Raw genomic sequence first — 23,887 nt, 5'->3', positions numbered from 1 at the left:
CTCGAGCTCACCGTCCGAGCCGTCCCACGGTGAGATCCCCGCGCTAATGTCGAGAACGGATGCCCCCGACGAACAGCGAGGTTCAGACATGACGCAGTCGCCCACTCCCGCAGTGGTCACGGTCACCGGAGCGGCAGGCAGTATCGGATACGCGGCACTGTTCCGGATCGCCGCGGGCGCGATGCTCGGCCCCGACACCCCGATTCGACTGCGGCTCTTGGAAATTCCGCCTGCGGTGTCCGCGGCCGAGGGTACCGCGATGGAACTCGACGACAGCGCCTTCCCTCTCCTTCTCGACGTCGAGGTCCACGACGACCCGAAGCGGGGTTTCGACGGCACCGACGTGGCCCTGCTCATCGGATCGCGTCCCCGATCCAAGGGGATGGAGCGCGGCGACCTGCTGGCCGCGAACGGGCAGATCTTCACCGTGCAGGGTCGCGCGATCAATCAGGTTGCCGCGGACGGCGTCCGGGTGCTGGTCGTGGGTAACCCGGCCAACACCAATGCTCTGGTCGCCGCGAACAACGCCCCCGATGTGCCCGCGGAGCGGTTCACGGCGCTGACCCGGCTCGACCACAACCGCGCGATCGCCCAGCTGGCACGGCACTCCGGCGCCGCGGTGAGGGACATCAGCCGCGTCACGATCTGGGGCAACCACTCCAGCACCCAGTACCCCGACATCTTCCACGCGCGGGTCGGGGACCGGTCCGGCGCCGACATCGCCGCCGACCGCGAATGGCTCACCGGCGACTTCATTCCCACAGTCGCGAATCGGGGCAGCGCGATCATCGAGGCCCGCGGAACATCCTCCGCGGCGTCGGCCGCCAACGCCGCAATCGACCACGTGCACGACTGGGTGCTCGGCACCCCCGAGGGCGACTGGACGTCCGTGGCGCTGCCCTCCACCGGCGCCTACGGGGTGCCGGAGGGGCTTGTGAGCTCGTTCCCGGTCCGCTCGGTCGACGGTGCCTGGCAGGTCGTGGAGGGGCTGGAGATCGACGACTTCTCGCGGAAGCGGATCGACGCGTCGGTGGCCGACCTCGAATCCGAGCGCGACGCCGTCCGGGGCATGGGTTTCATCTGACCCGGTCGCCTTCCGTCCGGCACGGTGCGCGGACGTCACGAATGCGTGTCGACGCGCGTCCGTTTTCGGAACCGGCCCGGTCATCGCATACGCTGCCTCTTCGATGATGTGGCGTCGAGTGTGTACCGCGGTCGTGTCCGGAACCCTGCTGGCCGGACTCTCGGTGAGCGCTGCCGGGGCGATCCCGCCCGCAGTTCCCTCCTCCCCCACCTCGGCTCCGTTCACGACCCCGAACACCGACGACTGCCCGCACCGGTCGGCCCCGGCCCCGGCGATCGACCTGTCCGAGGTGCCGCAGCCGGGCGATCCGGCGCCGACCGCCGTGTCGGTGCCCGACGAGCCGGTGGGCGGGCCGAAACTCGCCGAATGCGGAGTGGCGCTTCCCGACGGCGCCCCCGCGCTACCCGCCGACATCGCGGCGTCCGGCTGGGTGGTGGCCGACATCGACAGCGGTGACGTGCTCGCGGCGAAGGACCCGCACGGCCGGTACCGGCCGGCCAGCACCATCAAGATGCTGCTCGCGCTCGTGGCGCTGGACGAGCTCGATCTGGACAAGACCGTGACCGCCACCGCCGAGGACGCCGCGGTGGAAGGCAGCGCGGTCGGGATCGGCAAGAACGGGCAGTACACGAACCGGCAGCTGATGCAGGGGCTGGTGATGGCGTCGGGGAACGACGCCGCCCACCTCCTCGCCCGGCAACTCGGCGGCGACGCCGCGACGGTCGAGAAGATGAACCGTCTCGCCGACACCCTCGGCGCCCACGACACGAGAACCGCGACCCCGTCCGGACTCGACGGTCCCGGCATGAGCAGTTCGCCGTTCGACCTCGCGCTCATCTTCCACAACGCGATGAAGAACCCGACGTTCGCGGAGCTGATCTCCACGGAAACCGTTCAGTTCCCGGGTTTCCCGAAGGATCCCGCGATCCCCGAAGACCAGGACCGGCCGCCGTTCGCCCTCGCCAACGACAATCAACTGCTCTACAACTACCCGGGCGCGCTGGGCGGCAAGACCGGATTCACCGACGATGCGCGCCACACGTACGTCGGCGGCGCCGATCACGACGGCCGCCGCCTGATGGTGACGCTGATGGGAGCCGAGGCGCAGCCGATCCGCCCGTGGGAACAGGCGGCGCGACTGCTGGACTACGGTTTCGCCCTCGACCGCGACTCACGGGTGGGGTCACTCGAGGACCTGTACCCGGCCGAGGACGGGTCCGACGCGGTCCTTGCCGCACCGCCGCAACAGGATTCGGCCGCCGCCACGAGTTCCGTCGTCGCCTCCGGTTCCGACCACCCCGACAACACGCTGGCCCTGCGGGCCGGTGTGGGGATCGTCGGGGCGGCGGTCGTCGTCGTGCTGGTGCTCTGCGCACGCCGGCTGTCCCGCAGGCGCTGACGACCCTCGCTCGGCTCAGCGCTTGCTGCGGGTGAACAGTCCGGACAAGCCGAGCGCGGCGAGGGCGCCCACACCGACGAGGGCGAGTCCCCCACGCACACCCGGACCCTCGTGGACCTCGATCCGCGGGGTGATGACGGCCGGATCCGGCGGCGGTACGAACGCGAGCTCCATGCTGGCCCTGGTGGTCGCGGCCCACGCCGTCGAGAAGAGCAGCATCCGGGACGTCAGGTAGATGAACACGAGCAGACCGATGATCGGGCCGAACGCCACGCCAGCCGGGCCCGCGGTGACGGCGGTGAGGTAGATGGCCCCGACCTGCTTGAAGATCTCGAACACCACGGCCGCGAGCAGGGCGGCCTTGATTGCACTGCGGAACGTCACGGGCTCCCGGGGCAGCCGGGCGATCACCCAGGCGAACACCGCCCACGTCGCAACCAGCGAGAGCACGGTCGACAGTGCGCGCAGTCCGATGTCGACGCCGGTCACGTCGTCGAGGTTGAGCACCTCGACCACCGTCCGGGCCACCGGACCGCTGCTCAGCGCGGACGATCCGATCGAGACGATCATCGCCAGGCCCAGCCCGAGCAGAGCGACCGCGTCGCCGAGCTTGGTGCGCACGAATCCCTTCGATTCGCGCTGACTCTCCCACATCGCCGTGAGCGCGTCACGCAGGTTCGCCATCCATCCCAGGCCGGCGTAGGCGGCACCGAGCAGACCCAGCACACCCACGCTGGCGCGGGACGCGATCGCCGAATCGATGATGGTGTTGAGCGTGTCCCCGAGACTTCCGGGCACGTTCTTCGTGATGCCGTCCTGCAGTTCCTGCAGCAACTCCGGCTGCCCGGCGAGCACGAAACCGGCGATGGCGAACGCGACCATCAGGATCGGAATCAGTGCGAGCACACTGAAATACGTGATACCCGCCGCGTAGTAGTCACCCTTCTGATTCTGGTACCGCTGGGCGGCCCGCATCAGATGGTCGAACCAGGGGCGCGCTGCCCGCTGCTTGTCGAGAAAACTCGGTTCGTCAGCCACAGTGCTATCCCTTCGGTGTCAGGAACCCTACCTTCTCGTACACGGCCGCCAGCGTCTGCGACGACACTTCACGGGCCCGGTGGGCACCGGCCGCGATGATCCGATCGAGTTCCGCCTCGTCCGAGAGGTACCCCTCCACTTTCGCTTTCAACGGTGTCACGAATTCGGCGAGTACGTCGGCCGTATCGGTTTTCAGGTCGCCGTAGCCCTTGCCCGCGTACCCGGCGACCAGCGTCTCGACGGGGGTGCCGGACAACGCTGACTGGATGGTGAGCAGGTTACTCACCCCGGGCTTGGCCTGCGGGTCGTACCGGATCTCCCGCTCGTTGTCGGTGACCGCGGATTTGATCTTCTTCGCCGACACCTTCGGGTCGTCGAGCAGGTTGATCAGACCCGCGGGGCTGGGACCGGACTTGCTCATCTTCGACGTCGGATCCTGCAGGTCGTAGATCTTGGCGGTGCCCTTGATGATCTGGGCCTCGGGAATGACGAACGCCTTCCCGAACCTCGTGTTGAACCGCTGGGCGAGGTCGCGGGCCAGTTCGAGGTGCTGACGCTGGTCCTCGCCGACCGGGACCCGCTGCGGGCGGTACAGCAGGATGTCGGCGGCCATCAGCACCGGATACGTGAACAGCCCGACGCTCGCGTTCTCACTGCCCTGCTTCGCCGACTTGTCCTTGAACTGGGTCATGCGGCTGGCCTCACCGAAACCGGTGATGCAGTTGAGAACCCACGCCAGCTGCGCGTGCTCGGGCACCTGGCTCTGGACGAACAGCGTGGCGCGGTCGGGGTCGATCCCCAGTGCCAGCAACTGCGCCACCGCGATCTTGGTGCGGCGACGCAGTTCCTTCGGGTCCTGCGCCACCGTGATCGCGTGCAGGTCGGGGATGAAGTAGAACGCGTCGAAGTCGTCCTGCAGAGGCACCCACTGCTGCAGCGCACCCAGGAAGTTGCCGAGGTGGAACGAGTCGGCGGTGGGCTGGATGCCGGAGAGCACCCGCGGTTTCGCGGTGGGTTTCTGAGCTGCAGGGGTCGACATGAGTACTGATCTTTTCACGTGTGCCGTGACGAGACGAATCAGATACCGCTCGTCACCGGTACTGGACGGTGACCGGCGCGTGATCGGACCACCGTTGGTCGTAGGTTTCGGCGCGCTCGACGACGGCCTGCTTGGCGCGCTCCGCCAGTTCGCGGGTGGCGATCTGGTAGTCGATGCGCCAGCCGGAGTCGTTGTCGAACGCCTTCCCGCGGTACGACCACCACGAGTACGGTCCGGCGACGTCCGGTTCGAGCAGGCGCACGACGTCGGCCCAGTGCGCGCCCTCGGCGAAGAGCGCGGACATCCACTCCCGTTCGTGGGGCAGGAACCCGGAGTTCTTCTTGTTCGTCTTCCAGTTCTTCAGGTCGAGTTCGGTGTGGGCGATGTTCCAGTCGCCGCAGACCACGACGTGCCTGCCGGCCGCGACGGCGGCCTCCGCGGTGACGGTGAGGTACCGGGCGAAGGAGTCCATGAACCGCTCCTTCTCCTCCTGCCGGGGCGTCTGGGCCTCCCCCGAAGGCAGGTACAGACTCGCCACGGTCAGGTCGTCGAAGTCGGCCTCGATGTAACGTCCCGCGGCCGCGAACTCCTCGTCGCCGTGGCCGACGCGGACGGCGTCGGCCGGCTTCCGGGACAGGATCGCGACGCCGTTGCGCCCCTTCGACGACGGTTCCGCGGACGCCAGGTTCCATCCGCCCTCCAGGGCGGGCGCGAGGGTCTCGGCGAGCTGCTCGTCGGATGCCCGCGTCTCCTGCAGGCAGACGACATCGGCCTCCGTGCGTTCCATCCACTCGGTGAGCCCCTTGCGGGCGGCCGCGCGGACTCCGTTGACATTGACGGTGGTGATGATGTGTGGCACGGCAAGCACCGTAGCGGACGCGTACGACAGCGCGGCTACCGAGACGAACGGGCGCTGCGGCGTTCCATCGCGACGGCCGCGGTGAGGACCACGATGCCCGCGACGGCGAGCAGCGCACCCACCGCGGCCGGTGCCGTATAGCCGTAGCCGGCGGCGATGACGACGCCACCGATCCACGCCCCGAACGCGTTCGCGATGTTGAGGGCCGCGTGGTTGAGCGACGCGGCGAGGGTCTGGGCGTCGGCGGCGACGTCCATCAGCCGGGTCTGCAGGCCGGGAACCATCGACGCGCCGGCAGCACCGACGAAGAACACCAGCAGCAGCGCCGCGTACGGGTTGTGCGAGGCGATGACGAAGATGCCGAGCACCACCCCGAGTGCCGTCATCGCGGCGAACAGACCGGGGATCAGCGCCCTGTCGGCGAGCCTGCCGCCGATCAGATTGCCCGCGACCATGCCCAGCCCGTAGATCATCAGGGCCAGCGGCACCAGCGACCGCGACAGCCCCGAGACGTCGGTGAGGGTGGTGCTGATGTACGTGTAGACGGCGAACATGCCACCGAACCCGACCATGCCGATGATCAGCGTCATCCACACCTGCGCGCGGCGCAGGGCACCCAGTTCGGTGAGGGGGTTCGTCATCCGCATGGCGGCGAGCGAGGGCACCCACGACCAGATCGCACCCAGCGTCACGACCCCGATCAGCGCGACGAGGGCGAAGGCGCTGCGCCAGCCGAGGGCCTGGCCCAGCCAGGAGGCGGCGGGAACGCCGACGACGTTCGCCACCGACAGTCCCATCATGACGAGCGCGACCGCCCGGGCCCGCTGTCCGCGCTCGGCGAGGTGCGCCGCCACCAGGGCCGCGACCCCGAAGTACGCGCCGTGCGGGAGGCCCGCGACGAACCGCGCGGCCATCAGCGCGCCGTAGTTCGGCGCGAACACGGTGGCGGCGTTGCCGATCGTGAATGCCGCCATCAACGCGATCAGCAGCGCCTTGCGGGGCACCCGCGCGGTGAGCGCGGCGATGAGCGGCGCGCCCACGACCACACCCAGGGCGTACGCCGAGATGACGTGGCCGGCCGTCGGCTCGGTGATCCCGAGGCTCGACGCCATCTCCGGAAGCAGTCCCATCGCCACGAACTCGGTGGTGCCGATCCCGAAGCCGCCGAGCGCGAGCGCGATCATGGCGAGCTTGCGGACGGACGGATGCCGGGCGATGACGCCGAGGTGCTCGGGGCGCACCGGGGTGGAAGTAGTCACGAAGAACTGTCAACGACCGCATCCCGGGTTCTCTTCCCGCTTCCGTCGTCGCGTGAGCACACTCACGTCCCCGCCGTACCTCGCCTGCCTCGCCGGAGACGACGAACGGGACACCCCGACCTGGGAGCGTCCCGTTCCGTTCTGATGTCGTGCGGTGCCTACTTCTCCGCGATGGCCTTCTGGAGGTTGATGTCCAGCGTGCCGAGGAACTCCTCGGTGGTGAGGTAGCCCTGGTCGCCGCCGACCAGCATCGCGAGGTCCTTGGTCATCTGGCCGCCCTCGACGGTCTTGATGACCACGTCTTCGAGCTCCTGCGCGAACCCGATGACGTCGGGGGTGTTGTCCAGCTTGCCGCGGTGCTCGAGTCCACGGGTCCACGCGAAGATCGACGCGATGGGGTTGGTGGACGTCGGCTTGCCCTGCTGGTGCTGACGGAAGTGACGCGTCACGGTGCCGTGCGCCGCCTCCGCCTCACACGTGTTGCCGTCCGGGGTCAGCAGCACGGAGGTCATGAGGCCGAGCGAACCGAAGCCCTGCGCGACGGTGTCGGACTGGACGTCGCCGTCGTAGTTCTTGCAGGCCCAGACGTAGCCGCCCTCCCACTTGAGCGCCGACGCGACCATGTCGTCGATGAGGCGGTGCTCGTAGGTGAGACCCGCCGCGTCGAACTCCGGCTTGAACTCGGTCTCGTAGACGTGCTGGAAGATGTCTTTGAACGCACCGTCGTACGCCTTGAGGATCGTGTTCTTCGTCGACAGGTACACCGGGTAGTTCTGCTGCAGGCCGTAGTTGAGCGAGGCGCGCGCGAAGTCCTCGATGGACTTGGTGAAGTTGTACTGACCCTGGACGACGCCGCCGCCGTCGGGGAAGTTCACCAGCTCGTGCTCTATCGGCTCGCTGCCGTCCTCGGGCGTGTAGGTGATCATCACCTTGCCCGGGCCGGGGACCTTGAAGTCGGTGGCGCGGTACTGGTCGCCGAAGGCGTGACGGCCGATGATGATCGGCTTCGTCCAGCCCGGAACCAGTCGCGGAACGTTGGAGATGATGATCGGCGCGCGGAAGATCGTGCCACCGAGGATGTTGCGGATGGTGCCGTTGGGCGACCGCCACATCTTCTTGAGGCCGAACTCCTCGACGCGCGCCTCGTCCGGGGTGATGGTCGCGCACTTGACGCCGACGCCGTGCTTCTTGATGGCGTTGGCCGCGTCGACGGTGACCTGGTCGTCCGTCTCGTCCCGGTACTCGATACCGAGGTCGTAGTACTCCAGGTTCACATCCAGGTAGGGATGGATCAGCTTGTCTTTGATGAACTGCCAGATGATGCGTGTCATCTCGTCGCCGTCGAGTTCGACGACGGTGCCCTCAACCTTGATCTTGGACATGGGTGCTTCGCGTCCTCCTAGGAAGATTCCCTGGTTACACGGTTGCGGGCGCACTTCGTGAGTGGGTCCGCGAACGGTTCGCTTATCAAACGTAGACGGTCGATGCGGCCGCTGGGGAGACCGCACTTTAACAAGACAAGCGTACTGCTATGCGTGGCGCGCGCAACATGTGGGTGCGAGATCCCACCCCTACCGGCGGGTAATTTTTCCCTGCTAGCAGGCCTGATCGGTGCCGTTTCCGGTCGTTCCACCCCAGCCGCTAAGATTCACCACAGGTCATGAGTGCCAGCAACGAGCCCCGGCTAGCTGGCCGGCAACCCTCCACCGCGGTGGGGTGCCCCGGGTGATGACCTGGTTCCCTGATTCATACAAACAGTCGGGTGACAAGCGCGGGTCCGACATCGGAGGTTCATGATGTGTTGTTGTTGTCGTAGATAGACCCCAGACAAGCCCTGTGCGCGAACGAACCAGCTCCTCGTCCGCGCCCTCGTCAGACCACTGGAGTAGACAGCACATGACCGAGAACTGGTCGTTCGAGACCAAGCAGATCCACGCCGGGCAGACGTCCGACGCGACCACCAAGGCGCGGGCGCTGCCGATCTACCAGACCACCTCGTACACGTTCGACAGCACCGATCACGCTGCCGCGCTGTTCGGTCTGGCCGAGCCCGGCAACATCTACACCCGCATCATGAACCCCACCCAGGACGCGGTCGAGCAGCGCATCGCCGCCCTCGAAGGCGGCGTCGCCGCCCTGCTCCTGGCGTCCGGGCAGGCCGCTGAGACGTTCGCGATCCTGAACCTCGCCGAGGCGGGCGACCACATCGTCTCCAGCCCGCGCCTGTACGGCGGCACCTACAACCTCTTCCACTACACGCTGCCCAAGCTCGGCATCGAGGTGTCGTTCGTCGAAGACCCCGACGACCTCGAGCAATGGAAGAACGCGATCCGGGACAACACGAGGGCGTTCTACGGCGAGACCATCTCCAATCCCCGCAACGACGTGCTCGACCTGCCCGGAATCTCCGGGATCGCGCACCAGCACGGAATCCCCCTGATCGTCGACAACACCGTGGCCACCCCCTACCTGATCCGCCCACTCGAGCACGGCGCGGACATCGTGGTGCACTCGGCCACCAAGTACCTCGGCGGCCACGGCACGGCCATCGCCGGCGTCATCGTCGACGGCGGCACGTTCGACTGGACCCAGGGCCGCCACAGCAGCTTCACCACCCCGGACCCGAGCTACCACGGCGTCGTCTACTCCGAACTCGGACCGCCCGCGTACGCCCTCAAGGCGCGCGTGCAATTGCTGCGCGACCTCGGTTCCGCGATCTCCCCGTTCAACGCGTTCCTCATCGCGCAGGGCCTCGAGACGCTGAGCCTGCGGATGGAGCGGCACGTGTCGAACGCGACCGCCGTCGCCCAGTACCTGGAGGCGCGGCCGGAGATCGTGTCCGTCGGATATGCCGGGCTCCCGTCGTCGCCGTGGCACGACCGGGCGAAGCAGATCGCGCCGAGGGGTGCGGGTGCCATCGTGACGTTCGAACTCGCCGGCGGCATCGACGCGGGCAAGAAGTTCGTCAACGCACTCACCCTGCACAGCCACGTCGCGAACATCGGCGACGTCCGCTCGCTGGTGATCCACCCGGCGTCCACCACGCACTCCCAGCTGACCCCGGAGGAGCAGGCCGCCAGCGGCGTCACCCCCGGACTGGTCCGCCTGGCAGTCGGCATCGAAGGGATCGACGACATCATCGCCGATATCGAGTCCGGAATTACGGCGGCGGCATCTTGACAGTGAGCGCAGTGCAGAACCTGCCCGTGGCCGACGGACGTCTCGGCACCGTCGACATCGGATCGCTCGAGCTCGAGAACGGCTCGGTGCTCCCGTCGGTGACCCTCGCCGTACAGCGGTGGGGCGAGCTGTCCCCGAACCGCGACAACGTGGTCCTCGTCGAGCACGCCCTCACCGGCGACTCCCACGTCACCGGCCCCGTCACCGACGAGCACCCATCCCCCGGCTGGTGGACCGGAATGGTCGGCCCGGGTGCGCCGATCGACACCGACGAGTGGTGCGTCGTCGCAACCAACGTTCTCGGTGGCTGCCGCGGCACCACCGGTCCCGGTTCGATCGCGGAGGACGGGCGCCCCTGGGGCAGCCGTTTCCCGGAGATCACCATCCGCGACCAGATCGCGGCCGAGAAGAAGTTCACCGACCTGCTGGGCATCGAGAAGCTGGCGTCCGTGGTCGGTGGATCAATGGGTGGCATGCGCGCGCTCGAGTGGGCCGTTACCTACCCGGATCAGGTCGCGTCGGCGCTCGTTCTCGCGGTCGGCGCCCGCGCGACCGCGGACCAGATCGGCACGCAGACCACCCAGATCGAGGCCATCACCAGTGACCCCGACTGGCTGGGCGGCGACTACCACGGCAGCGGCCGGATCCCCCGGACCGGACTGCGCATCGCCCGCCGGATCGCGCACCTCACGTACCGCACCGAGAGCGAACTGGACTCGCGGTTCGCGAACTCGCCGCAGGACGGCGAGGACCCGTGGCGCGGCGGACGGTACTCCGTCGAGAGCTACCTCCAGCACCAGGCCGACAAGCTGGTCGGCCGGTTCGACCCGGGCACGTACGTGCTGCTGTCCGAGGCCATGAACCGGCACGACGTGGGCCGCGGGCGCGGTGGGATCGCGGCCGCGCTGGCGACGATCACCGCACCCGTCATCGTGGGCGGCGTCGATTCCGACCGCCTGTATCCGATCCGCCTGCAGGAGGATCTGGCCGAGGACATCCCCACCTGCGACGGTCTGCGGGTCCTCAACTCGAGGGACGGCCACGACGGGTTCCTCACCGAGGCTGCCGCGGTCGCGAAACTGCTGTCCGAGACGATGCAACTGGCACGCGCCGGGCGCTGACCCCGCGCCGGGCGACGCCCGCTCGGACCGTCAATCGGTTCCGAGCGGGTCGATCGACACGGCCAGCCACACGATCGCGCCGCCGACGGCCACGAGGGCGCCCACGTCGAAGGCCCTGCTGCGCACCGCGAGCAGTCCCACGCGCTCCGACGGCATCGTCAACCGGAACGCCGCCGCCAGCAGGGTGGCGACGCCGAACACGAATGCTCCTCGCCGCCACCGGTCCGCGAGCACGAACACCACGGCCACCACGATGACGACGAGGACTGCGAGCATCGGCAGGTTCTTCTTCGCGAATTGCCCCCAGTCGGCCATCTCAGCCGAGAGACGCTGCGACACGCTCTGCCCGCTCCACGACGTTGGTCAGCAGGAACGCGCGGGTCAGCGGTCCGACCCCGCCGGGGTTCGGGGACAAGAAACCGGCGACCTCGGCGACGTCCGCCGCCACGTCGCCGCGCAGCCCGTCCTCGGTGCGGCTCACGCCCACGTCGAGTACCGCAGCGCCGGGCTTGACCATGTCGGCCGTCACCAGCCCGGGAACACCCGCCGCCGCGATGACGATGTCGGCGCGCCGGACCTCCGCTGCGAGGTCCCGCGTACGGGTGTGGCAGAGGGTGACGGTGGCGTTCTCGCTGCGCCGGGTGAACAGCAGGCCGATCGGGCGGCCCACGGTGACACCGCGGCCGACGACGACGACGTGCGCCCCCTCGATCGGCACCTCGTAGCGGCGCAGCAGGTGCAGGATTCCGCGCGGCGTGCACGGCAGCGGCGCTTCCTTGCCCAGCACCAGCCGGCCCAGGTTGACCGGGTGCAGTCCGTCGGCGTCCTTGTCGGGGTCGATGCGCTCGAGGGCGGCGTTCTCGTCGAGCTGCTTCGGCACCGGGAGCTGCACGATGTACCCGGTGCAGTCCGGGTTGGCGTTGAGCTCGTCGATGGTGGCGTCGAGCTTCTCCTGCGTGATGTCGGCGGGCAGGTCGCGGCGGATCGAGGTGATCCCGACCTTCGCGCAGTCGTTGTGCTTGCCGCGCACGTAGGCGGCCGACCCCGGGTCGTCCCCCACCAGGACGGTGCCGAGACCGGGCGTGATGCCCTTGTCCTTCAGGGCGCTCACCCGCACCTTCAGGTCTTCGAAAATCTCGTCGCGGGTCGCCTTGCCATCGAGGATCGTTGCAGTCACGTGCCCCATTCTCTCAGGTTCGCAGAACCAGTGTCAGGCAGGTTCGGCGAACCGGTGTCAGGTCGGTTCCACCACGAGCCCATTGGCCGTCGCGTACGCGATGGCCTGGGTGAGTTCGATCTGCGCCTTGTCCAGAGAGGCGGCCGTCCACAGGTTCGCGTCGACGTGCGCTCCGCGCAGGTCCGCGCCGTCCAATTTCGCGCCGCCGGTGCGGGCCCCGAACAGGTCCGCCGAGCGCAGGACGGCCCGGCGGAGATCCGTCCGGACGAGGTTGGCTTCCCGGAACCGGCAGTCCGTGAAATCGAGTCCGCGCAGGTCCGCACCGCCCAGCGACACGAGCGTGAAGTCGCACTCGTCGAAGACCATCGGGCGCAGCCGGCAGTTGTCGAACTCCGAACCGAGGAAGCTGCAGTTGCGGAACTCGCTGTGCCACAGCGTCGTTCTGGTGAACGAGCAGGAACGGAACGCCGTCCCCACGTGGTGCGACTCGGCGAGGTCGGCGCCCGTGAAGTCGCATTCGGTGAAGATCACCGACTCGGTGCGGAGTTCACTCAGGTCGGCATCACGGAAGTTGCATTTCGTGTAGTGCCGCCGCTGCCAGTTCTGCGCGGGGAGTCGTGCGTCGCCGTAGTCCTCACCCACCACCTCTTCGACCGGATCCATGCGTCCATCATGCCGTCCCCTGGTGGGGTTCTAAGCTGTGCGGGTGTTCCGAGTGATGTTCCACGAACCCCGAATCCCACCCAACACCGGCAACGCCATCCGCATGGTGGCGGGCACCGGTTGCGAACTGCACCTGGTGGGACCACTCGGGTTCGACCTGTCCGAGCCGAAGCTGAAGCGGGCCGGGCTCGACTACCACGACCTGGCGTCGGTGACCGTGCACGAGAACCTGGAGGCGGCCTGGGCGGCTGTGGGGCCGGCGCGGGTGTTCGCGTTCACCGCGCACGCCACCGTGTCGTACGCCGACATCGCGTACCGGCCGGGCGACGTTCTGCTGTTCGGCCCGGAACCCACCGGACTGTCGGCGGAGGTGCTGGCCGACCCGCACGTCACGGAACGGGTCCGCATCCCGATGCTGCCCGGCCGGCGGTCGCTGAACCTGTCCAACGCCGCCGCCCTGGTGACGTACGAGGCGTGGCGCCAGCACGGATTCAGCGGGGCTGCGCTGTAGCTCCCGCAGTCAGGGCACCGACCCCCGCGGCCGCGCCGGCGCCGAGGGCGATGTCGAGGAAGTCCCGGGCGGCACCCTGCACCCCGCGCACCGGGTCCCAGACGGCGGACAGCCGCCGCGGCAGCGTCAGCCCCTCCACCTGGACGGAGGCGAGCCTGCCGTCCGTCAGGTCGGCGGCGACCGCGAGCGAGGACAGCACGGCCGGAGCGTTGCCCGCCACGACCGCCGCCTTCACCGCCGTGCACGAGGTCAACTCCAGCAACGGCGGGACGCACTGCGGGACCGCGTTCTCGAGGGTGGTGCGTGTGCCGGACCCGGACTCCCGCTGGATCATCGGCGTCGCCGCGAGTTCGGACACCGGAATGGGCGACCGGCGCACCCATTCGTGCTCCGGCGGCACCACGACCACCAGGTGGTCGCGGCCGATCTCCCGCACCTGCAGTCCCGCCGGAATGTCCGGGCCCTCGACGAACCCGAGATCGGCCTCACCCGACAGCACGCGGGCGGTCACCTCGGACGAGTTGAGCAGGCGCACGTTCGTCACCACGTTCGGGTACTTGCGCCGCATCGCGACGGTCCACCCCGGAACCAGGTACTCGGCGATCGTCATGCTGGCCGCGACCGTCAGCCCGGCCTGCCGTTCACCGCGCAGCGCTGCGACTCCCGACGCCAGTTCCTCCGCTGTGGCGAGGATGTGGCTCGCCCATTCGAGGATCAGGGCGCCCTCGGACGTGGGCTGCACTCCGCTGGCACCGCGGCTGAACACCTTGATGCCGAACTGGCGCTCGGCCGACCGCACGCGCGCGCTCACGGCCTGCTGACTGAGGCCGTGCTCGCGCCCCGCCGCACCCATGCTTCCGAGCCGCTCGACGGACAACAGGACGTCGAGGGCACTGAGTTCGGGAACCCGGGGAGACAGCGGCACAACCCAAGGCTAGTCCCACAAACGTGATTTGTGGGCATTCAACGACAAGCCTTCTACCGGCCACGACGATGCGGCGGCAAGCTCTGGGTATGACCCCGAATTGGTTCGCAGCAGTGATGGGCACCGGCATCCTCGCAGTCGTCGCCGCCGCATTTCCGGCCGGCGTTCCGGTGGTCCGGACGGCCTCCGAGGTCTTCTGGCTGATCGCCGTGACGCTGCTCGTCCTGCTGACGACCGCACTGGTTCGGCACTGGATCCGCCGCCGCGACGACGCCCTCGCCGACGCGCGCAGCCACACGATGTTCCCGTTCTACGGCGCCGTGTCGATGGCGGTGCTGACCGTCGGCGCCGGCACCGGATCCGCGGGTCACGCACTTCTCGGCGACGTCGCCGTCCCCGCCTCGGCCACACTGTGGACGATCGGGACCGGCATCGGGCTCGTCACCTACGTCGTCATGGCCCGCCGGCTGACCCGGCCCCACCAGGTGACACCGGTGCCGTCCTGGCTCATGCCCGTCGTGCCGCCCATGGTGTCGGCTGCCTCCGGAGCCGCACTGGTCAAGCATCTCCCCGAGGGCGCACCGCAGATCGCGATGCTGGTGGTCTGTTACTCGTTGTTCGTGCTGGCGCTGAGCGCCGCACTGACCGTCGCCGTCGTCGTCGGCCGCCACCTGCTGAGCAACGGGCTCCCCGCCACCCCGCTCGTGCCGACGCTCTGGATTCCGCTCGGCGTGATCGGGCAGTCGGTGGCGGCGATCAATCTGCTCGGCGCGGCGTCCGGCCACGCCTGGCTGCACGCGGTGGGCGTCGCCTACGGGACCACCGTCGGCGCTCTCGGCGTTCTCGCCCTCGCGACCGTGGTCACGGTGACCGCCAGGGCCTTTCGCCGCGGGTTGACGTTCACACCCAGCTGGTGGAGCTTCACGTTCCCCGTCGGCACCTGCGCACTGGGCGCGAACTCGCTCGGCCTGGCGACGGACTCCGTCGTGATCGTCGGCGCCGGCGTGACCCTGTGGTGCGCACTGGTCGTCGTCTGGGGCACCGTCGCGGTCCACACGCTGCGGCACGCCGCCGGGCACCTGGACGTGCGCCGCGCCCGCGGCAGCGTCCGCGCCTACAGCATCAGTCGCTGAAAAGAGGTCAGGCGCCGGACTCCACGGGGCGGCCGGACTGCATCCACGCGGACGTCCCGCCCGCCACCGACACGGCGTTGATTCCCCGCGCATTCAGGTACTCCGCCGCCTGCAGGCTCCGGCCGCCGACCGCGCAGATCACGTAGACGACCTCGGCGTCCGGGATCTCGTTCACCCGCGCGACGAACTCGCTGAGCGGGATCAGCGTCACTCCCGGAACCCGGGCCTGGGCGTACTCGTCGGCCTCGCGCACGTCGATGACGGGGGCGCCCGACGCCAATGCGCCGTCCAGGGCATTCAGGTCGACTTCGATCATTGCGTCTTCGCCTCTTCTCGTTCCGGCGCCGGGCCCGACGGGGGTCCCTGCGGCCTGTTGTACTTCCGGCGCAGACGGTACGCGCCGTACACGACCAGTGCGATGACGGCCACGAACCCGAACCAGGGAATCAGCGCCCCCACGACCACGGCGCCGCCCGCGATCGCCGACAGCAGGGCGTTCCAGCCCGCCACGACGCCTTCCCAGAAATTGTCGGGACCGGTACTCGGCCGTTCGGCCTCGGTGGTGGTGACGTCGATCGTGATCGTGGCCAGTGCCACCTGATCGCTCAGTGACCGCTTCTGGGCGGTGAGACTGTCGAGTTCCCCCTGGCGTTCTGACAGCGCGCGCTCGGCCTCGATCAGATCCGCCGTGTTCGCGGCCGACGTGATGAGCCCCTGCAGGCGGGTGACGGACGCCGTCAGCGCGCCGATCCGGGCGTCGAGATCCTGCGACTGCATCGTCACATCGCTCTTGGTGACGCTGACGCTGGTGACCTTGCCCAACTCGCGCAGATCGTCCAACGTCCGTGTGAGCGAGTCGGCGGGCACCCGGATGGTCAGGGAACTGCTCGCGTCCTGGTCGTCGGAGCCCGGCTGTTCGGTGAGCTGGTCGACGCGCCCGCCCAGCTCGTCGACCTTGTCCACGATCTGCCTGCCGACGGCCACCGGGTCGCCCGCGGTGAGCGCGACCTGACCGGTGATGATCTCCTGACGCTCGGTGGGCGCCTGATCCTTCGCGGGTTGCTGTACCGCGCCACCGATTTCCATCTGACTGGCACCCCCGGGAGAGGGGGCGGGCGACGACTGGGAGGAGTCGCTGCTCGAACCCCCACACCCCGCGAGCGCCAGCGTGGCCACGACGATCGCCGACAAGACGTATCTCCTCATGACCAGATGCTAGCGGTGCGGGGCTCATCGGAAGTCCCTGGATTTTGCGGAGACCCGCAAATCCATCAGCTGCAACCGATCCGCCACCACCGTCACCGCGCCCTCCGCGTTCTGCACCTTGCCGCGGACCAGCAGTGCGGGCGCCGTGTTGGCGAGTTTGCGGTACTTCGCCCACAACCCCACCGAACAGACGACGTTGACCATCCCGGTCTCGTCCTCGAGATTGATGAACGTGACCCCTGCCGCCGTCGCCGGGCGCTGCCGGTGCGTCACCGCCCCACCCACCAGAACCCGGTCGCCGTCGGGAACGTCGAGCAGGTGCGCCGCCGGGATCACCCCGAGCGCGTCGAGTTGCGGGCGCAGGAACTCGGTGGGATACGTGTCCGGCGACACCCCGGTGGCCCACACGTCCGCCGCGGCCAGTTCGAGATCGCTCATCCCCGGCAGGGTCGGCGCGCGGGTGGACGCCCCGATCCCCGGCAGCCGGTCGCGGCGTTCCCCCGCCGCGGCGCCCGCCGCCCACAACGCCTCCCGCCGGGACAACCCGAAACTGTCGAGAGCACCTGCGGTGGCCAGCGATTCGGCTTGCGCCGTGCTCAGTTCCACCCGGCCGGTGAGGTCGAGGAACGACGTGTACGGCCCGCCGTCGCCGCGGGAGTCGACGATCCGCTCGGCCAGCGCGGTCCCGATGTGCCGCACCTCGCCGAGCCCGAGCCGCACCTCCGTCCCGCCCGCCTCGACGGTGGCGTGCGCGAGGCTCGCATTGACGTCCGCGCCGTGCACCCGCACCCCGTGCCTGCGGGCGTCGGCCACCAGCGACTGCGGCGAGTAGAACCCCATCGGCTGCGCCCGCAGCAGACCGGCGCAGAACGCCGCCGGATGATGCAGCTTGAACCACGACGAATAGAACACCAGGGCCGCGAAACTCTGCGAATGACTTTCGGGGAAACCGAAATTCGCGAAAGCGAACAGCTTCTCGTAGATCCGGTCGGCCACGTCGCCCCCGATCCCGTGCAGCTCCCGCATGCCCTGGTAGAACCGTCCCCGCAGCCGTTCCATCTTCTCGGGCGACCGTTTGGACCCCATGGCCCGGCGGAGCTGGTCGGCCTCGGCCGGGCTGAACCCCGCCACGTCGACCGCCATCTGCATCAACTGTTCCTGGAACAGCGGCACACCCAGCGTCCGCTTCAGCGCCTTCTCCAGGGACGGATGGTCGTAGGTCACCGGTTCGAGCTTGTTGCGGCGCCGGATGTACGGGTGCACCGATCCGCCCTGGATCGGACCGGGGCGGATGAGCGCCACCTCCACCACCAGGTCGTAGAAGTTCCGCGGTTTCAGCCTCGGCAGGGTCGCCATCTGGGCCCGCGACTCCACCTGGAACACCCCCACCGAGTCCGCCCGCTGCAACATTTCGTAGACGGCCTCCTCGGAGAGGTCCAGCTGCGCCAGATCCACCTCGATCCCCTTGTGCTCGGCCACCAGGTCGATCATGTAGTGCAGCGCGGAGAGCATGCCGAGGCCCAGCATGTCGAATTTCACCAGACCCACCGCAGCGCAATCGTCCTTGTCCCACTGCAGAACACTGCGATTCGCCATGCGCGCCCACTCCACCGGGCACACGTCGGCGATCGGCCGGTCGCAGATCACCATGCCACCCGAGTGGATGCCGAGGTGCCGCGGAAACCCCTCGATCTGAGCGGCCAGTTCGAGGACGGCGGGCGGAATGTCGGTGCCGGCCTCCTTCCCGATCCCACCCCAGCGGCTGACCTGCTTGCTCCACGCGTCCTGCTGCCCCTGCGAGAAGCCCAACGCCCGCGCCATGTCCCGCACCGAGGACTTTCCGCGGTACGTGATGACGTTCGCGACCTGCGCCGCGTACTGGCGTCCGTACTTGGTGTAGACGTGCTGGATGGCCTCCTCCCGGCGGTCGGATTCGATGTCGACGTCGATGTCCGGGGGCCCGTCGCGTTCGGGCGAGAGGAAACGTTCGAACAGCAGCTTGTTGCGGACGGGATCCACGTTGGTGATGCCGATGGCGTAGCAGACGGCGGAGTTGGCCGCCGAACCCCTTCCCTGGCAGAGGATGTCGTTGTTCTTGCAGAACGACACGATGTCGTGGACCACCAGGAAGTAACCCGGGAAATTCAGCCCGGTGATGATGCCCAGTTCGTGCTCGATCTGCCGGTAGGCCTCCGGCCGGTCCGCGGGCGCACCGTAACGGCGCCGCGCCCCGTCCATCGTGAGCTGTCGCAGCCAGCTCGCCTCGGTGTGCCCGTCGGGAACGTCGAACGGGGGCAGTTGCGGCGCGATGAGCCGCAGGTCGAACGCACACTCCAGGCCGAGTTCCGCGGCACCGCGGACGGCGTCCGGGTACGCGGCGAACAGATGCGCCATCTCCTCGCCGGACCGCAGGTGCGCTCCCCCGGCGGGCGCCAGGTAGCCGGCCGCGTCGTCGAGGCTCTGACGGGCCCGGACGGCGGCCATCGCCATGGCCAGCCGCCTTCGTGGCGGTCCCGCGAAGTGTGCCGCCGTGGACGCGATCACCCGAAGTCCGTGCCGCTGTGCGAGTTCGGCGAGGCAGGCATTGCGCTCGGCGTCCTCCGCGACGCCGTGATGGGTGAGCTCCACCGTGACCCGGTCGGCCCCGAATCGGTCGATCAGGTCCCGTAGCCGGGCCGCCGCGGCGTCCGGACCACCGTCGGCGAGCGCCTGACGCACATGCCCCTTCCGGCAGCCGGTCAGGATCTGCCAGTGCCCCCCGGCCGCGTCGGCGAGACGGTCGAGGTCGTAGCGGAGTCTGCCCTTCTCCCCTCCCGCGAGATGCGCCGCCGCGATCTCCCGGGAGAGCCGCCGGTACCCCTCCTGACCTCGCGCCAGCACCAGCAGGTGCGCGTCGTCCAACGACAGTTCGGACCCGAACACGGTGCGCATGTTCAGTTCCTTCGCCGCCTCCGCGAACCGGACCACACCGTAGAACCCGTCGTGGTCGGTGAGCGCGATGGCCTCGAGCCCGAGCCGGACGGCCTCCTCCACCAGCTCTTCCGGCGGGGAGGCGCCGTCGAGGAAGCTGAACGCCGAGTGCGCGTGCAGTTCGGCGTACGGCACGGTGGAACCGGAACGCTCCTGACGACCCGCCCGGTACTCCCCCCGTTTACGCGACCACGCGGGACTGTCGCCGCCGTCGCCGGGGTACAGCGACTCCGGGTCGACCCGCCCCGGCCTGCCCGACAGGACGCGTTCCATCTCGGACCACGTCGGCGGGCCGTTTCCCCAACCCATCTGGCTACACCTCTTCATGCCGGGCACGTGCAGTGCCGAGACCATGGAAGATGCCGCTGGGGAAGGCGCATCGCTCGAACTGGCGTTCGATTGATTCAGTCTGCCATCGCTCGCCCGGGCAGGTCAATGCGGGTCACATCACGAGTGCGGCCAGGCCTCTCAATCGGTCGTCGGCAGGTCTTCGCGGGCAGCTCACGCACTTGCCGGACCCGGGCGTCTCGTAGATCAGGCAGCACGACGCCCGCTGTGTGAACCGGCGCGACAGCGCGCCGGCCCGGACGTCGACGAACCGCGGGTCCGGCAACACGACACCGGCGCGGCGGAGTGCGTCCACCAGACCCCGGGCGAAGATGCTGCCGCGGACGCGGTCGCCGCACGCGGCACCGGCGTCGAGGGCCCGGTTGGCGATCGAATCCGTGGTGATCGCCCACATCGCGGCGCGGCGTACCCCGGATGCGGCGGCGAGGGCGTCGACGATCGGCGTCAGTGCCGCGGCCATCTCCGACGCCAAGTCGGACAGTCCCCCGGCGACCGGCAGCCCCGACGAGGCGGTGAGGCCGCCGAGGTACCCGTCGTCCCGCACGAATGCCACGGCGTCGCCGAGCCTCGGACTGGCGGCGACACCCGTGACGAGCGCGGTCGCGATCGGGATCCCGGTCAGCGTCGAGCTGGCCGAGTACCACCACAGGGTGCCGTTGACCCGCGGATCGTCGCTGCCCCACCGGGCCGCCGTGTCCGCGACCCGGTCCGCGAGCCAGCCGGGATCGGTCAGCCGCACGGCCGGGAACGCGGCTGCCCCGGGGTCTGAGATCTGGTCGGCGATCATCGGGACGCGACGGGCGGTCAGCTCGTACGCGCGCCGCAGTTGCTCATCCATCGGCCAGCCCCAGGATCTCCATCGACAGCCGCGGCATGGACCGCACCACGCCGCGGATGCCGAACACCCCGCCGAGCACGGCGTCGTCCAGCACGTCGACGGGCGGACCGGTACTGATCACCCGACCATCGTGCAGCACGGCCAGCGTGTCGCAGTACTCCACGGCCAGCCGGAGGTCGTGCATGGTCACGACGATCGCGAGACCGTCGGCGGCGAGGTCGCGCAGCAGGCTCATCACCGTCAGCTGGTGCCGCAGGTCGAGGTGGTTGGTGGGTTCGTCGAGCAGCAGGACCCGCGGCTGCTGGGCGAGTGCCCGGGCGATCGACACCCGCTGGCGTTCCCCACCCGACAGTGCCTGCACGTCGCGGCCCGCGAGGTCGGTCAGCCCCACCTGCCGTATGCACGTCTCGACGATCTCACCGTCGACGCCGTTCGCCCGCTCGAACCATGCCCGGTGCGGGACGCGTCCGAGCGAAACCGATTCGCGCACGGTCAGTCCCGCGGACACCCGCGGTTCCTGGGTACTCGCGCCGATCGTCCGGGCGAGTTCCCGCCTGCCCAGGTCGGCGCTGTCCGTTCCGTCGACGACGACGGCTCCCGCGGTCGGGATGAGCGCACGGTAGCAGCAGCGCAGCGCCGTGGTCTTCCCGGAACCGTTGGGCCCGACCAGCGCCAGCACCTCACCGGGACGGACGGAGAAGTCGACGCCGTGCAGCACTTCCCGCGACCCCAGTTCGGCACGGACGCGGTGCAGACTCAGCGCGGTCACGGCTCGACCCTCCGATACTGCCGGTAGAGCATCCACACGAAGATCGGCGCACCCACCAGGGCGGTGACAACGCCCACCGGGATCTCGATGCTCCGTGCGACCGACCGCGCGGCCGTGTCCGCCGCTACCATCGCGATCGCGCCGAGCAGCGCGGCGACGGGCAGCAACCGGATCGCACGGGCGCCCACGACGTACCCGGCCAGGTGCGGCACGAGCAGTCCGATGAAGCCGATGCCGCCCGCGACGGACACGGCCGCCCCGGCCAGCATCGACACCCCGAGCAATTGCACGACGCGGAAGCGCCGCACGTTCAGCCCGAGGGCGGCGGCGCCGTCGTCTCCGGCCTGCAGCAGGTCGATGCGGCTCGCGCTCAGCATCATCGCCGCCCCCACCGTGGCGAGGGCCACGGCCGGGAAGATCACCGTCGACCACCGCGAGTCGCCGAAACCGCCCGCCAGCCAGTGCATCACCGAACTCAGTTGGTGCTCGTCGGCGACGACGAGGATCGAGAACGTGATGAGAGCCGAGAACACCTGCGCCGACGCGACACCGACGAGGATGACGGCGGTCGGCTGCGGATACCGGCCGCCGATCGCCAGTGACAGGAACAGCGGCACCATCGCGCCCAGGAACGCCGCGACGGGAATCGTGAACGCGCCGAGCGCCCCCACCCCGAGGCCGAGCACCGTCACCACCACCACGCCGAAACCCGCGCCCGACGACACCCCGAGCAGATACGGATCGGCCAGCGGATTACGCGTCACCGCCTGCGCCACGGCGCCGGCCAGGGCGAGCGCCGCCCCGACGACCGCCGCGGTCAGCGCCCGCGGCAGCCGCGAGTCGACGACGATCGATTCCCGCGCCTGCGACCACCAGGGGTCGAACGCGCCGGGCGCCACCCGGTGCGCGACGATTGCCCAGACGTCACCGACCGGGATGCGCACCGAACCGAACGACACCGCCAGGCCGAGGACGAACAGCGTCGCCAGCGCGAGCAGCAGCACCAGGCCCGCGAAACCGAGGCGTGCGCGGGCCGGGTGCGCCGTCCGCTCCGTCGGCGCCGCCCGTTCCGTGGTGACCGTCACCGCGCGCCGACGACATCCGGATGCAGCGCCCGCGCGATCGTCTCCACCGATCGCACCAGACGCGGGCTCTCGAAGAAGTCGTCGAGCGGCACCACCACGAACCGGCCGGCTTTCACGGCCGGCGTCGTCGACATGATCGGGTGCGACTTCAGGAAGTCGATCTTCGCCTGCGCACTCGTCGTGCCGTAGTCGAGGACGACGATCGCCTCCGGCGCGCGTTCGCCGATGACCTCCCACGTGGACTTCGAATACGGCTTCTCGCCCTCGGCGAACAGGTTGGCCGCGCCCGCATGGTCCGCGATGAGCTGGCCGACACCCACACCGCCGATCGTCAGCGGGACGTCCTCGCCGGAATCGTAGAAGAACGTCGGAACCGGCGCGGCGCCTGCGATCTCGTCCCGCACGGCCTGCAGTCCGGACGTCACCCGGTCGCTGACGGCGCGCGCCTCGTCCGGAACACCGAGGATCTCACCGAGCTGGCCGTAGTCGCTGCGCAGCAGCCCGATGTCGGGGAAGCCCTGCCCGCAGTACTCGGAGAACAGGAAGGTCGGAATGCCCTGTTCCCCGAGGGACTCGCGTGATCGCCCCTCCTTCTCGTCGAACGCGCTGCGCATGCCGCCGACCACCAGGTCGGGGTCGAGGTCGAGGATCTGCTCCCGGGTCGGGTACTCCGTCGCGAGTTTCGGGATCTTCGCGAACTGTTCCGCGAACTCCGGCAGCGGGGTCGCGTCGCCGTACCCCGTGCCGACGATGCGATCGCCCGCCCCCATCTCGATCAGCACCTCGGTGACGTGATCGTTCATGCTGACGATGCGCTGGGGCGGCGCGTCGAACGTCTCCGTTCGCGCGCAGTTGGTGACGGACACCGGCTCGGCGAAAGATTCGGTGGAAGCGGTCTCCCCCACGGACTCCCCGCGTGAACATCCCGCGACCACCAGCGCGGCCACGGCGAACGTGACCAGGGCGGAACTTCGGAACGACTGACAGTACATGTAAACCTCATTGCGGCTCAGAGCCACGAATGAGAAGCCGGCAGACGCCCACGCGGAGGCGCGCCTGCGGGACTCCGCTTCGTAGACCACGACGAAAAGGATGTCGCACCACACGGCGGGTATTCGGGCTCGCCACCGAAATGCTCTGGTGGCCTACCGTTGCGGGTCAGCGCCGGATTCGGACCGGCTTCCCCCGTGCGTGTGGCTGCAAGTGCACTGCCGAGTATGCACGATTCGCCGGGACCCGCGTCACACCCCCACCGGTGATCCCTCGATCCGCACTACAGTCGG

22 protein-coding genes and 2 riboswitches are annotated in these 23,887 nt (G+C 69.2%); of the genes, 6 read left to right on the top strand and 16 right to left on the bottom strand.

Annotated elements, in window-relative coordinates; genetic code table 11:
- The first annotated feature begins 88 nt into the window (after window positions 1–88).
- Both ROP_RS31300 and ROP_RS31295 read left to right on the top strand, forming a co-directional pair.
- Window positions 89–1,084 carry a malate dehydrogenase gene (locus ROP_RS31300; RefSeq protein ID WP_015890008.1) on the top strand — a complete coding sequence of 332 codons (996 nt, stop codon included), beginning with the start codon at window positions 89–91 and terminating at the stop codon, window positions 1,082–1,084.
- Between the two features lie 118 nt (window positions 1,085–1,202).
- The gene (locus ROP_RS31295) at window positions 1,203–2,483 is read left to right on the top strand and encodes a D-alanyl-D-alanine carboxypeptidase family protein (protein ID WP_015890007.1); all 1,281 of its coding nucleotides are present in this window, start codon (window positions 1,203–1,205) and stop codon (window positions 2,481–2,483) included.
- 15 nt (window positions 2,484–2,498) lie between these two features.
- Here ROP_RS31295 and yhjD read toward each other — a convergent pair whose 3' ends face one another.
- The 5 genes from yhjD to ROP_RS31270 form a co-directional block, all read right to left on the bottom strand.
- On the bottom strand, window positions 2,499–3,521 hold the full coding sequence (gene yhjD, locus ROP_RS31290; protein WP_015890006.1) for an inner membrane protein YhjD: 1,023 nt from the start codon (window positions 3,519–3,521) through the stop codon (window positions 2,499–2,501).
- Between the two features lie 4 nt (window positions 3,522–3,525).
- Window positions 3,526–4,560, bottom strand: coding sequence for a tryptophan--tRNA ligase (gene trpS, locus ROP_RS31285; RefSeq protein ID WP_015890005.1), 1,035 nt, complete (start codon window positions 4,558–4,560; stop codon window positions 3,526–3,528).
- A gap of 52 nt (window positions 4,561–4,612) precedes the next feature.
- The gene (locus ROP_RS31280; RefSeq protein ID WP_015890004.1) at window positions 4,613–5,419 is read right to left on the bottom strand and encodes an exodeoxyribonuclease III; all 807 of its coding nucleotides are present in this window, start codon (window positions 5,417–5,419) and stop codon (window positions 4,613–4,615) included.
- Window positions 5,420–5,454: 35 nt separating this feature from the next.
- The gene (locus ROP_RS31275; protein ID WP_015890003.1) at window positions 5,455–6,678 is read right to left on the bottom strand and encodes an MFS transporter; all 1,224 of its coding nucleotides are present in this window, start codon (window positions 6,676–6,678) and stop codon (window positions 5,455–5,457) included.
- 158 nt (window positions 6,679–6,836) lie between these two features.
- Window positions 6,837–8,060, bottom strand: coding sequence for an NADP-dependent isocitrate dehydrogenase (locus ROP_RS31270; protein ID WP_015890002.1), 1,224 nt, complete (start codon window positions 8,058–8,060; stop codon window positions 6,837–6,839).
- A gap of 274 nt (window positions 8,061–8,334) precedes the next feature.
- A riboswitch (SAM riboswitch) is annotated at window positions 8,335–8,456 on the top strand.
- Window positions 8,457–8,574: 118 nt separating this feature from the next.
- Here ROP_RS31270 and ROP_RS31265 point away from each other — a divergent pair.
- Window positions 8,575–9,858: a bifunctional o-acetylhomoserine/o-acetylserine sulfhydrylase gene (locus ROP_RS31265; protein WP_015890001.1), complete on the top strand. Its 1,284-nt coding sequence runs from the start codon at window positions 8,575–8,577 to the stop codon at window positions 9,856–9,858.
- Window positions 9,855–10,979, top strand: coding sequence for a homoserine O-acetyltransferase MetX (metX, locus tag ROP_RS31260; protein WP_043825687.1), 1,125 nt, complete (start codon window positions 9,855–9,857; stop codon window positions 10,977–10,979). Before ROP_RS31265 ends, metX begins: the two co-directional genes overlap by 4 nt.
- 30 nt (window positions 10,980–11,009) lie before the next feature.
- On the opposite strand, the gene ROP_RS31255 is transcribed toward metX, so the two are convergent.
- Genes ROP_RS31255 through ROP_RS31245 form a run of 3 tightly spaced genes read right to left on the bottom strand, consistent with a single transcriptional unit; the run spans window position 11,010 to window position 12,819 of the window.
- Complete coding sequence (locus ROP_RS31255; RefSeq protein WP_015889999.1) at window positions 11,010–11,294, bottom strand: DUF3017 domain-containing protein; 285 nt, start codon at window positions 11,292–11,294, stop codon at window positions 11,010–11,012.
- Between the two features lies 1 nt (window position 11,295).
- Window positions 11,296–12,156, bottom strand: coding sequence for a bifunctional methylenetetrahydrofolate dehydrogenase/methenyltetrahydrofolate cyclohydrolase (locus ROP_RS31250; RefSeq protein ID WP_193384876.1), 861 nt, complete (start codon window positions 12,154–12,156; stop codon window positions 11,296–11,298).
- 57 nt (window positions 12,157–12,213) lie between these two features.
- The gene (locus ROP_RS31245; protein ID WP_015889997.1) at window positions 12,214–12,819 is read right to left on the bottom strand and encodes a pentapeptide repeat-containing protein; all 606 of its coding nucleotides are present in this window, start codon (window positions 12,817–12,819) and stop codon (window positions 12,214–12,216) included.
- A gap of 43 nt (window positions 12,820–12,862) precedes the next feature.
- Here ROP_RS31245 and ROP_RS31240 point away from each other — a divergent pair, with 43 nt between their 5' ends.
- Window positions 12,863–13,330, top strand: coding sequence for a tRNA (cytidine(34)-2'-O)-methyltransferase (locus ROP_RS31240; protein WP_015889996.1), 468 nt, complete (start codon window positions 12,863–12,865; stop codon window positions 13,328–13,330).
- Here ROP_RS31240 and ROP_RS31235 read toward each other — a convergent pair.
- Window positions 13,311–14,255: a LysR family transcriptional regulator gene (locus ROP_RS31235; RefSeq protein WP_015889995.1), complete on the bottom strand. Its 945-nt coding sequence runs from the start codon at window positions 14,253–14,255 to the stop codon at window positions 13,311–13,313. The two genes, ROP_RS31240 and ROP_RS31235, sit on opposite strands and share 20 nt — an antisense overlap.
- 89 nt (window positions 14,256–14,344) lie before the next feature.
- Here ROP_RS31235 and ROP_RS31230 point away from each other — a divergent pair, with 89 nt between their 5' ends.
- Window positions 14,345–15,388 carry a TDT family transporter gene (locus ROP_RS31230; protein ID WP_043825682.1) on the top strand — a complete coding sequence of 348 codons (1,044 nt, stop codon included), beginning with the start codon at window positions 14,345–14,347 and terminating at the stop codon, window positions 15,386–15,388.
- Between the two features lie 7 nt (window positions 15,389–15,395).
- On the opposite strand, the gene ROP_RS31225 is transcribed toward ROP_RS31230, so the two are convergent.
- From ROP_RS31225 to ROP_RS31195, 7 genes are all read right to left on the bottom strand, one after another.
- Window positions 15,396–15,704 (bottom strand): rhodanese-like domain-containing protein, encoded by a 309-nt coding sequence (locus tag ROP_RS31225; protein WP_015889993.1) that lies wholly within the window; start codon window positions 15,702–15,704, stop codon window positions 15,396–15,398.
- The gene (locus tag ROP_RS31220; protein WP_015889992.1) at window positions 15,701–16,594 is read right to left on the bottom strand and encodes a DUF4349 domain-containing protein; all 894 of its coding nucleotides are present in this window, start codon (window positions 16,592–16,594) and stop codon (window positions 15,701–15,703) included. Before ROP_RS31220 ends, ROP_RS31225 begins: the two co-directional genes overlap by 4 nt.
- A 24-nt stretch (window positions 16,595–16,618) precedes the next feature.
- On the bottom strand, window positions 16,619–19,873 hold the full coding sequence (locus ROP_RS31215) for an error-prone DNA polymerase (RefSeq protein ID WP_015889991.1): 3,255 nt from the start codon (window positions 19,871–19,873) through the stop codon (window positions 16,619–16,621).
- Between the two features lie 133 nt (window positions 19,874–20,006).
- The gene (locus ROP_RS31210) at window positions 20,007–20,750 is read right to left on the bottom strand and encodes a (2Fe-2S)-binding protein (protein ID WP_015889990.1); all 744 of its coding nucleotides are present in this window, start codon (window positions 20,748–20,750) and stop codon (window positions 20,007–20,009) included.
- The gene (locus tag ROP_RS31205) at window positions 20,743–21,519 is read right to left on the bottom strand and encodes an ABC transporter ATP-binding protein (protein ID WP_015889989.1); all 777 of its coding nucleotides are present in this window, start codon (window positions 21,517–21,519) and stop codon (window positions 20,743–20,745) included. The genes ROP_RS31210 and ROP_RS31205 overlap by 8 nt, the downstream gene beginning before the upstream one ends.
- Window positions 21,516–22,604 (bottom strand): FecCD family ABC transporter permease, encoded by a 1,089-nt coding sequence (locus ROP_RS31200; protein WP_015889988.1) that lies wholly within the window; start codon window positions 22,602–22,604, stop codon window positions 21,516–21,518. Before ROP_RS31200 ends, ROP_RS31205 begins: the two co-directional genes overlap by 4 nt.
- Window positions 22,601–23,596: an ABC transporter substrate-binding protein gene (locus tag ROP_RS31195; RefSeq protein ID WP_043826895.1), complete on the bottom strand. Its 996-nt coding sequence runs from the start codon at window positions 23,594–23,596 to the stop codon at window positions 22,601–22,603. Before ROP_RS31195 ends, ROP_RS31200 begins: the two co-directional genes overlap by 4 nt.
- 96 nt (window positions 23,597–23,692) lie before the next feature.
- Window positions 23,693–23,835: riboswitch (cobalamin riboswitch) on the bottom strand.
- Between the last annotated feature and the right edge of the window lie 52 nt (window positions 23,836–23,887).

The sequence above is a fragment of the Rhodococcus opacus B4 genome, from assembly GCF_000010805.1.
GTDB classification, from domain to species: Bacteria; Actinomycetota; Actinomycetes; order Mycobacteriales; family Mycobacteriaceae; genus Rhodococcus_F; species Rhodococcus_F opacus_C.
This window is presented reverse-complemented; position numbering and strand designations above follow the sequence as displayed.

What these genes read in the sequence shown, in the direction of transcription:
- ROP_RS31300 (WP_015890008.1), top strand. Translation starts at nt 89, where the DNA reads ATGACGCAGTCGCCCACTCCCGCAGTGGTCACGGTCACCGGAGCGGCA.
- trpS (WP_015890005.1), bottom strand. Translation starts at nt 4,560, where the DNA reads ATGTCGACCCCTGCAGCTCAGAAACCCACCGCGAAACCGCGGGTGCTC.
- ROP_RS31270 (WP_015890002.1), bottom strand. Translation starts at nt 8,060, where the DNA reads ATGTCCAAGATCAAGGTTGAGGGCACCGTCGTCGAACTCGACGGCGAC.
- ROP_RS31265 (WP_015890001.1), top strand. Translation starts at nt 8,575, where the DNA reads ATGACCGAGAACTGGTCGTTCGAGACCAAGCAGATCCACGCCGGGCAG.
- ROP_RS31255 (WP_015889999.1), bottom strand. Translation starts at nt 11,294, where the DNA reads ATGGCCGACTGGGGGCAATTCGCGAAGAAGAACCTGCCGATGCTCGCA.
- ROP_RS31245 (WP_015889997.1), bottom strand. Translation starts at nt 12,819, where the DNA reads ATGGATCCGGTCGAAGAGGTGGTGGGTGAGGACTACGGCGACGCACGA.
- ROP_RS31230 (WP_043825682.1), top strand. Translation starts at nt 14,345, where the DNA reads ATGACCCCGAATTGGTTCGCAGCAGTGATGGGCACCGGCATCCTCGCA.
- ROP_RS31225 (WP_015889993.1), bottom strand. Translation starts at nt 15,704, where the DNA reads ATGATCGAAGTCGACCTGAATGCCCTGGACGGCGCATTGGCGTCGGGC.
- ROP_RS31220 (WP_015889992.1), bottom strand. Translation starts at nt 16,594, where the DNA reads ATGAGGAGATACGTCTTGTCGGCGATCGTCGTGGCCACGCTGGCGCTC.
- ROP_RS31215 (WP_015889991.1), bottom strand. Translation starts at nt 19,873, where the DNA reads ATGGGTTGGGGAAACGGCCCGCCGACGTGGTCCGAGATGGAACGCGTC.
- ROP_RS31210 (WP_015889990.1), bottom strand. Translation starts at nt 20,750, where the DNA reads ATGGATGAGCAACTGCGGCGCGCGTACGAGCTGACCGCCCGTCGCGTC.
- ROP_RS31195 (WP_043826895.1), bottom strand. Translation starts at nt 23,596, where the DNA reads ATGTACTGTCAGTCGTTCCGAAGTTCCGCCCTGGTCACGTTCGCCGTG.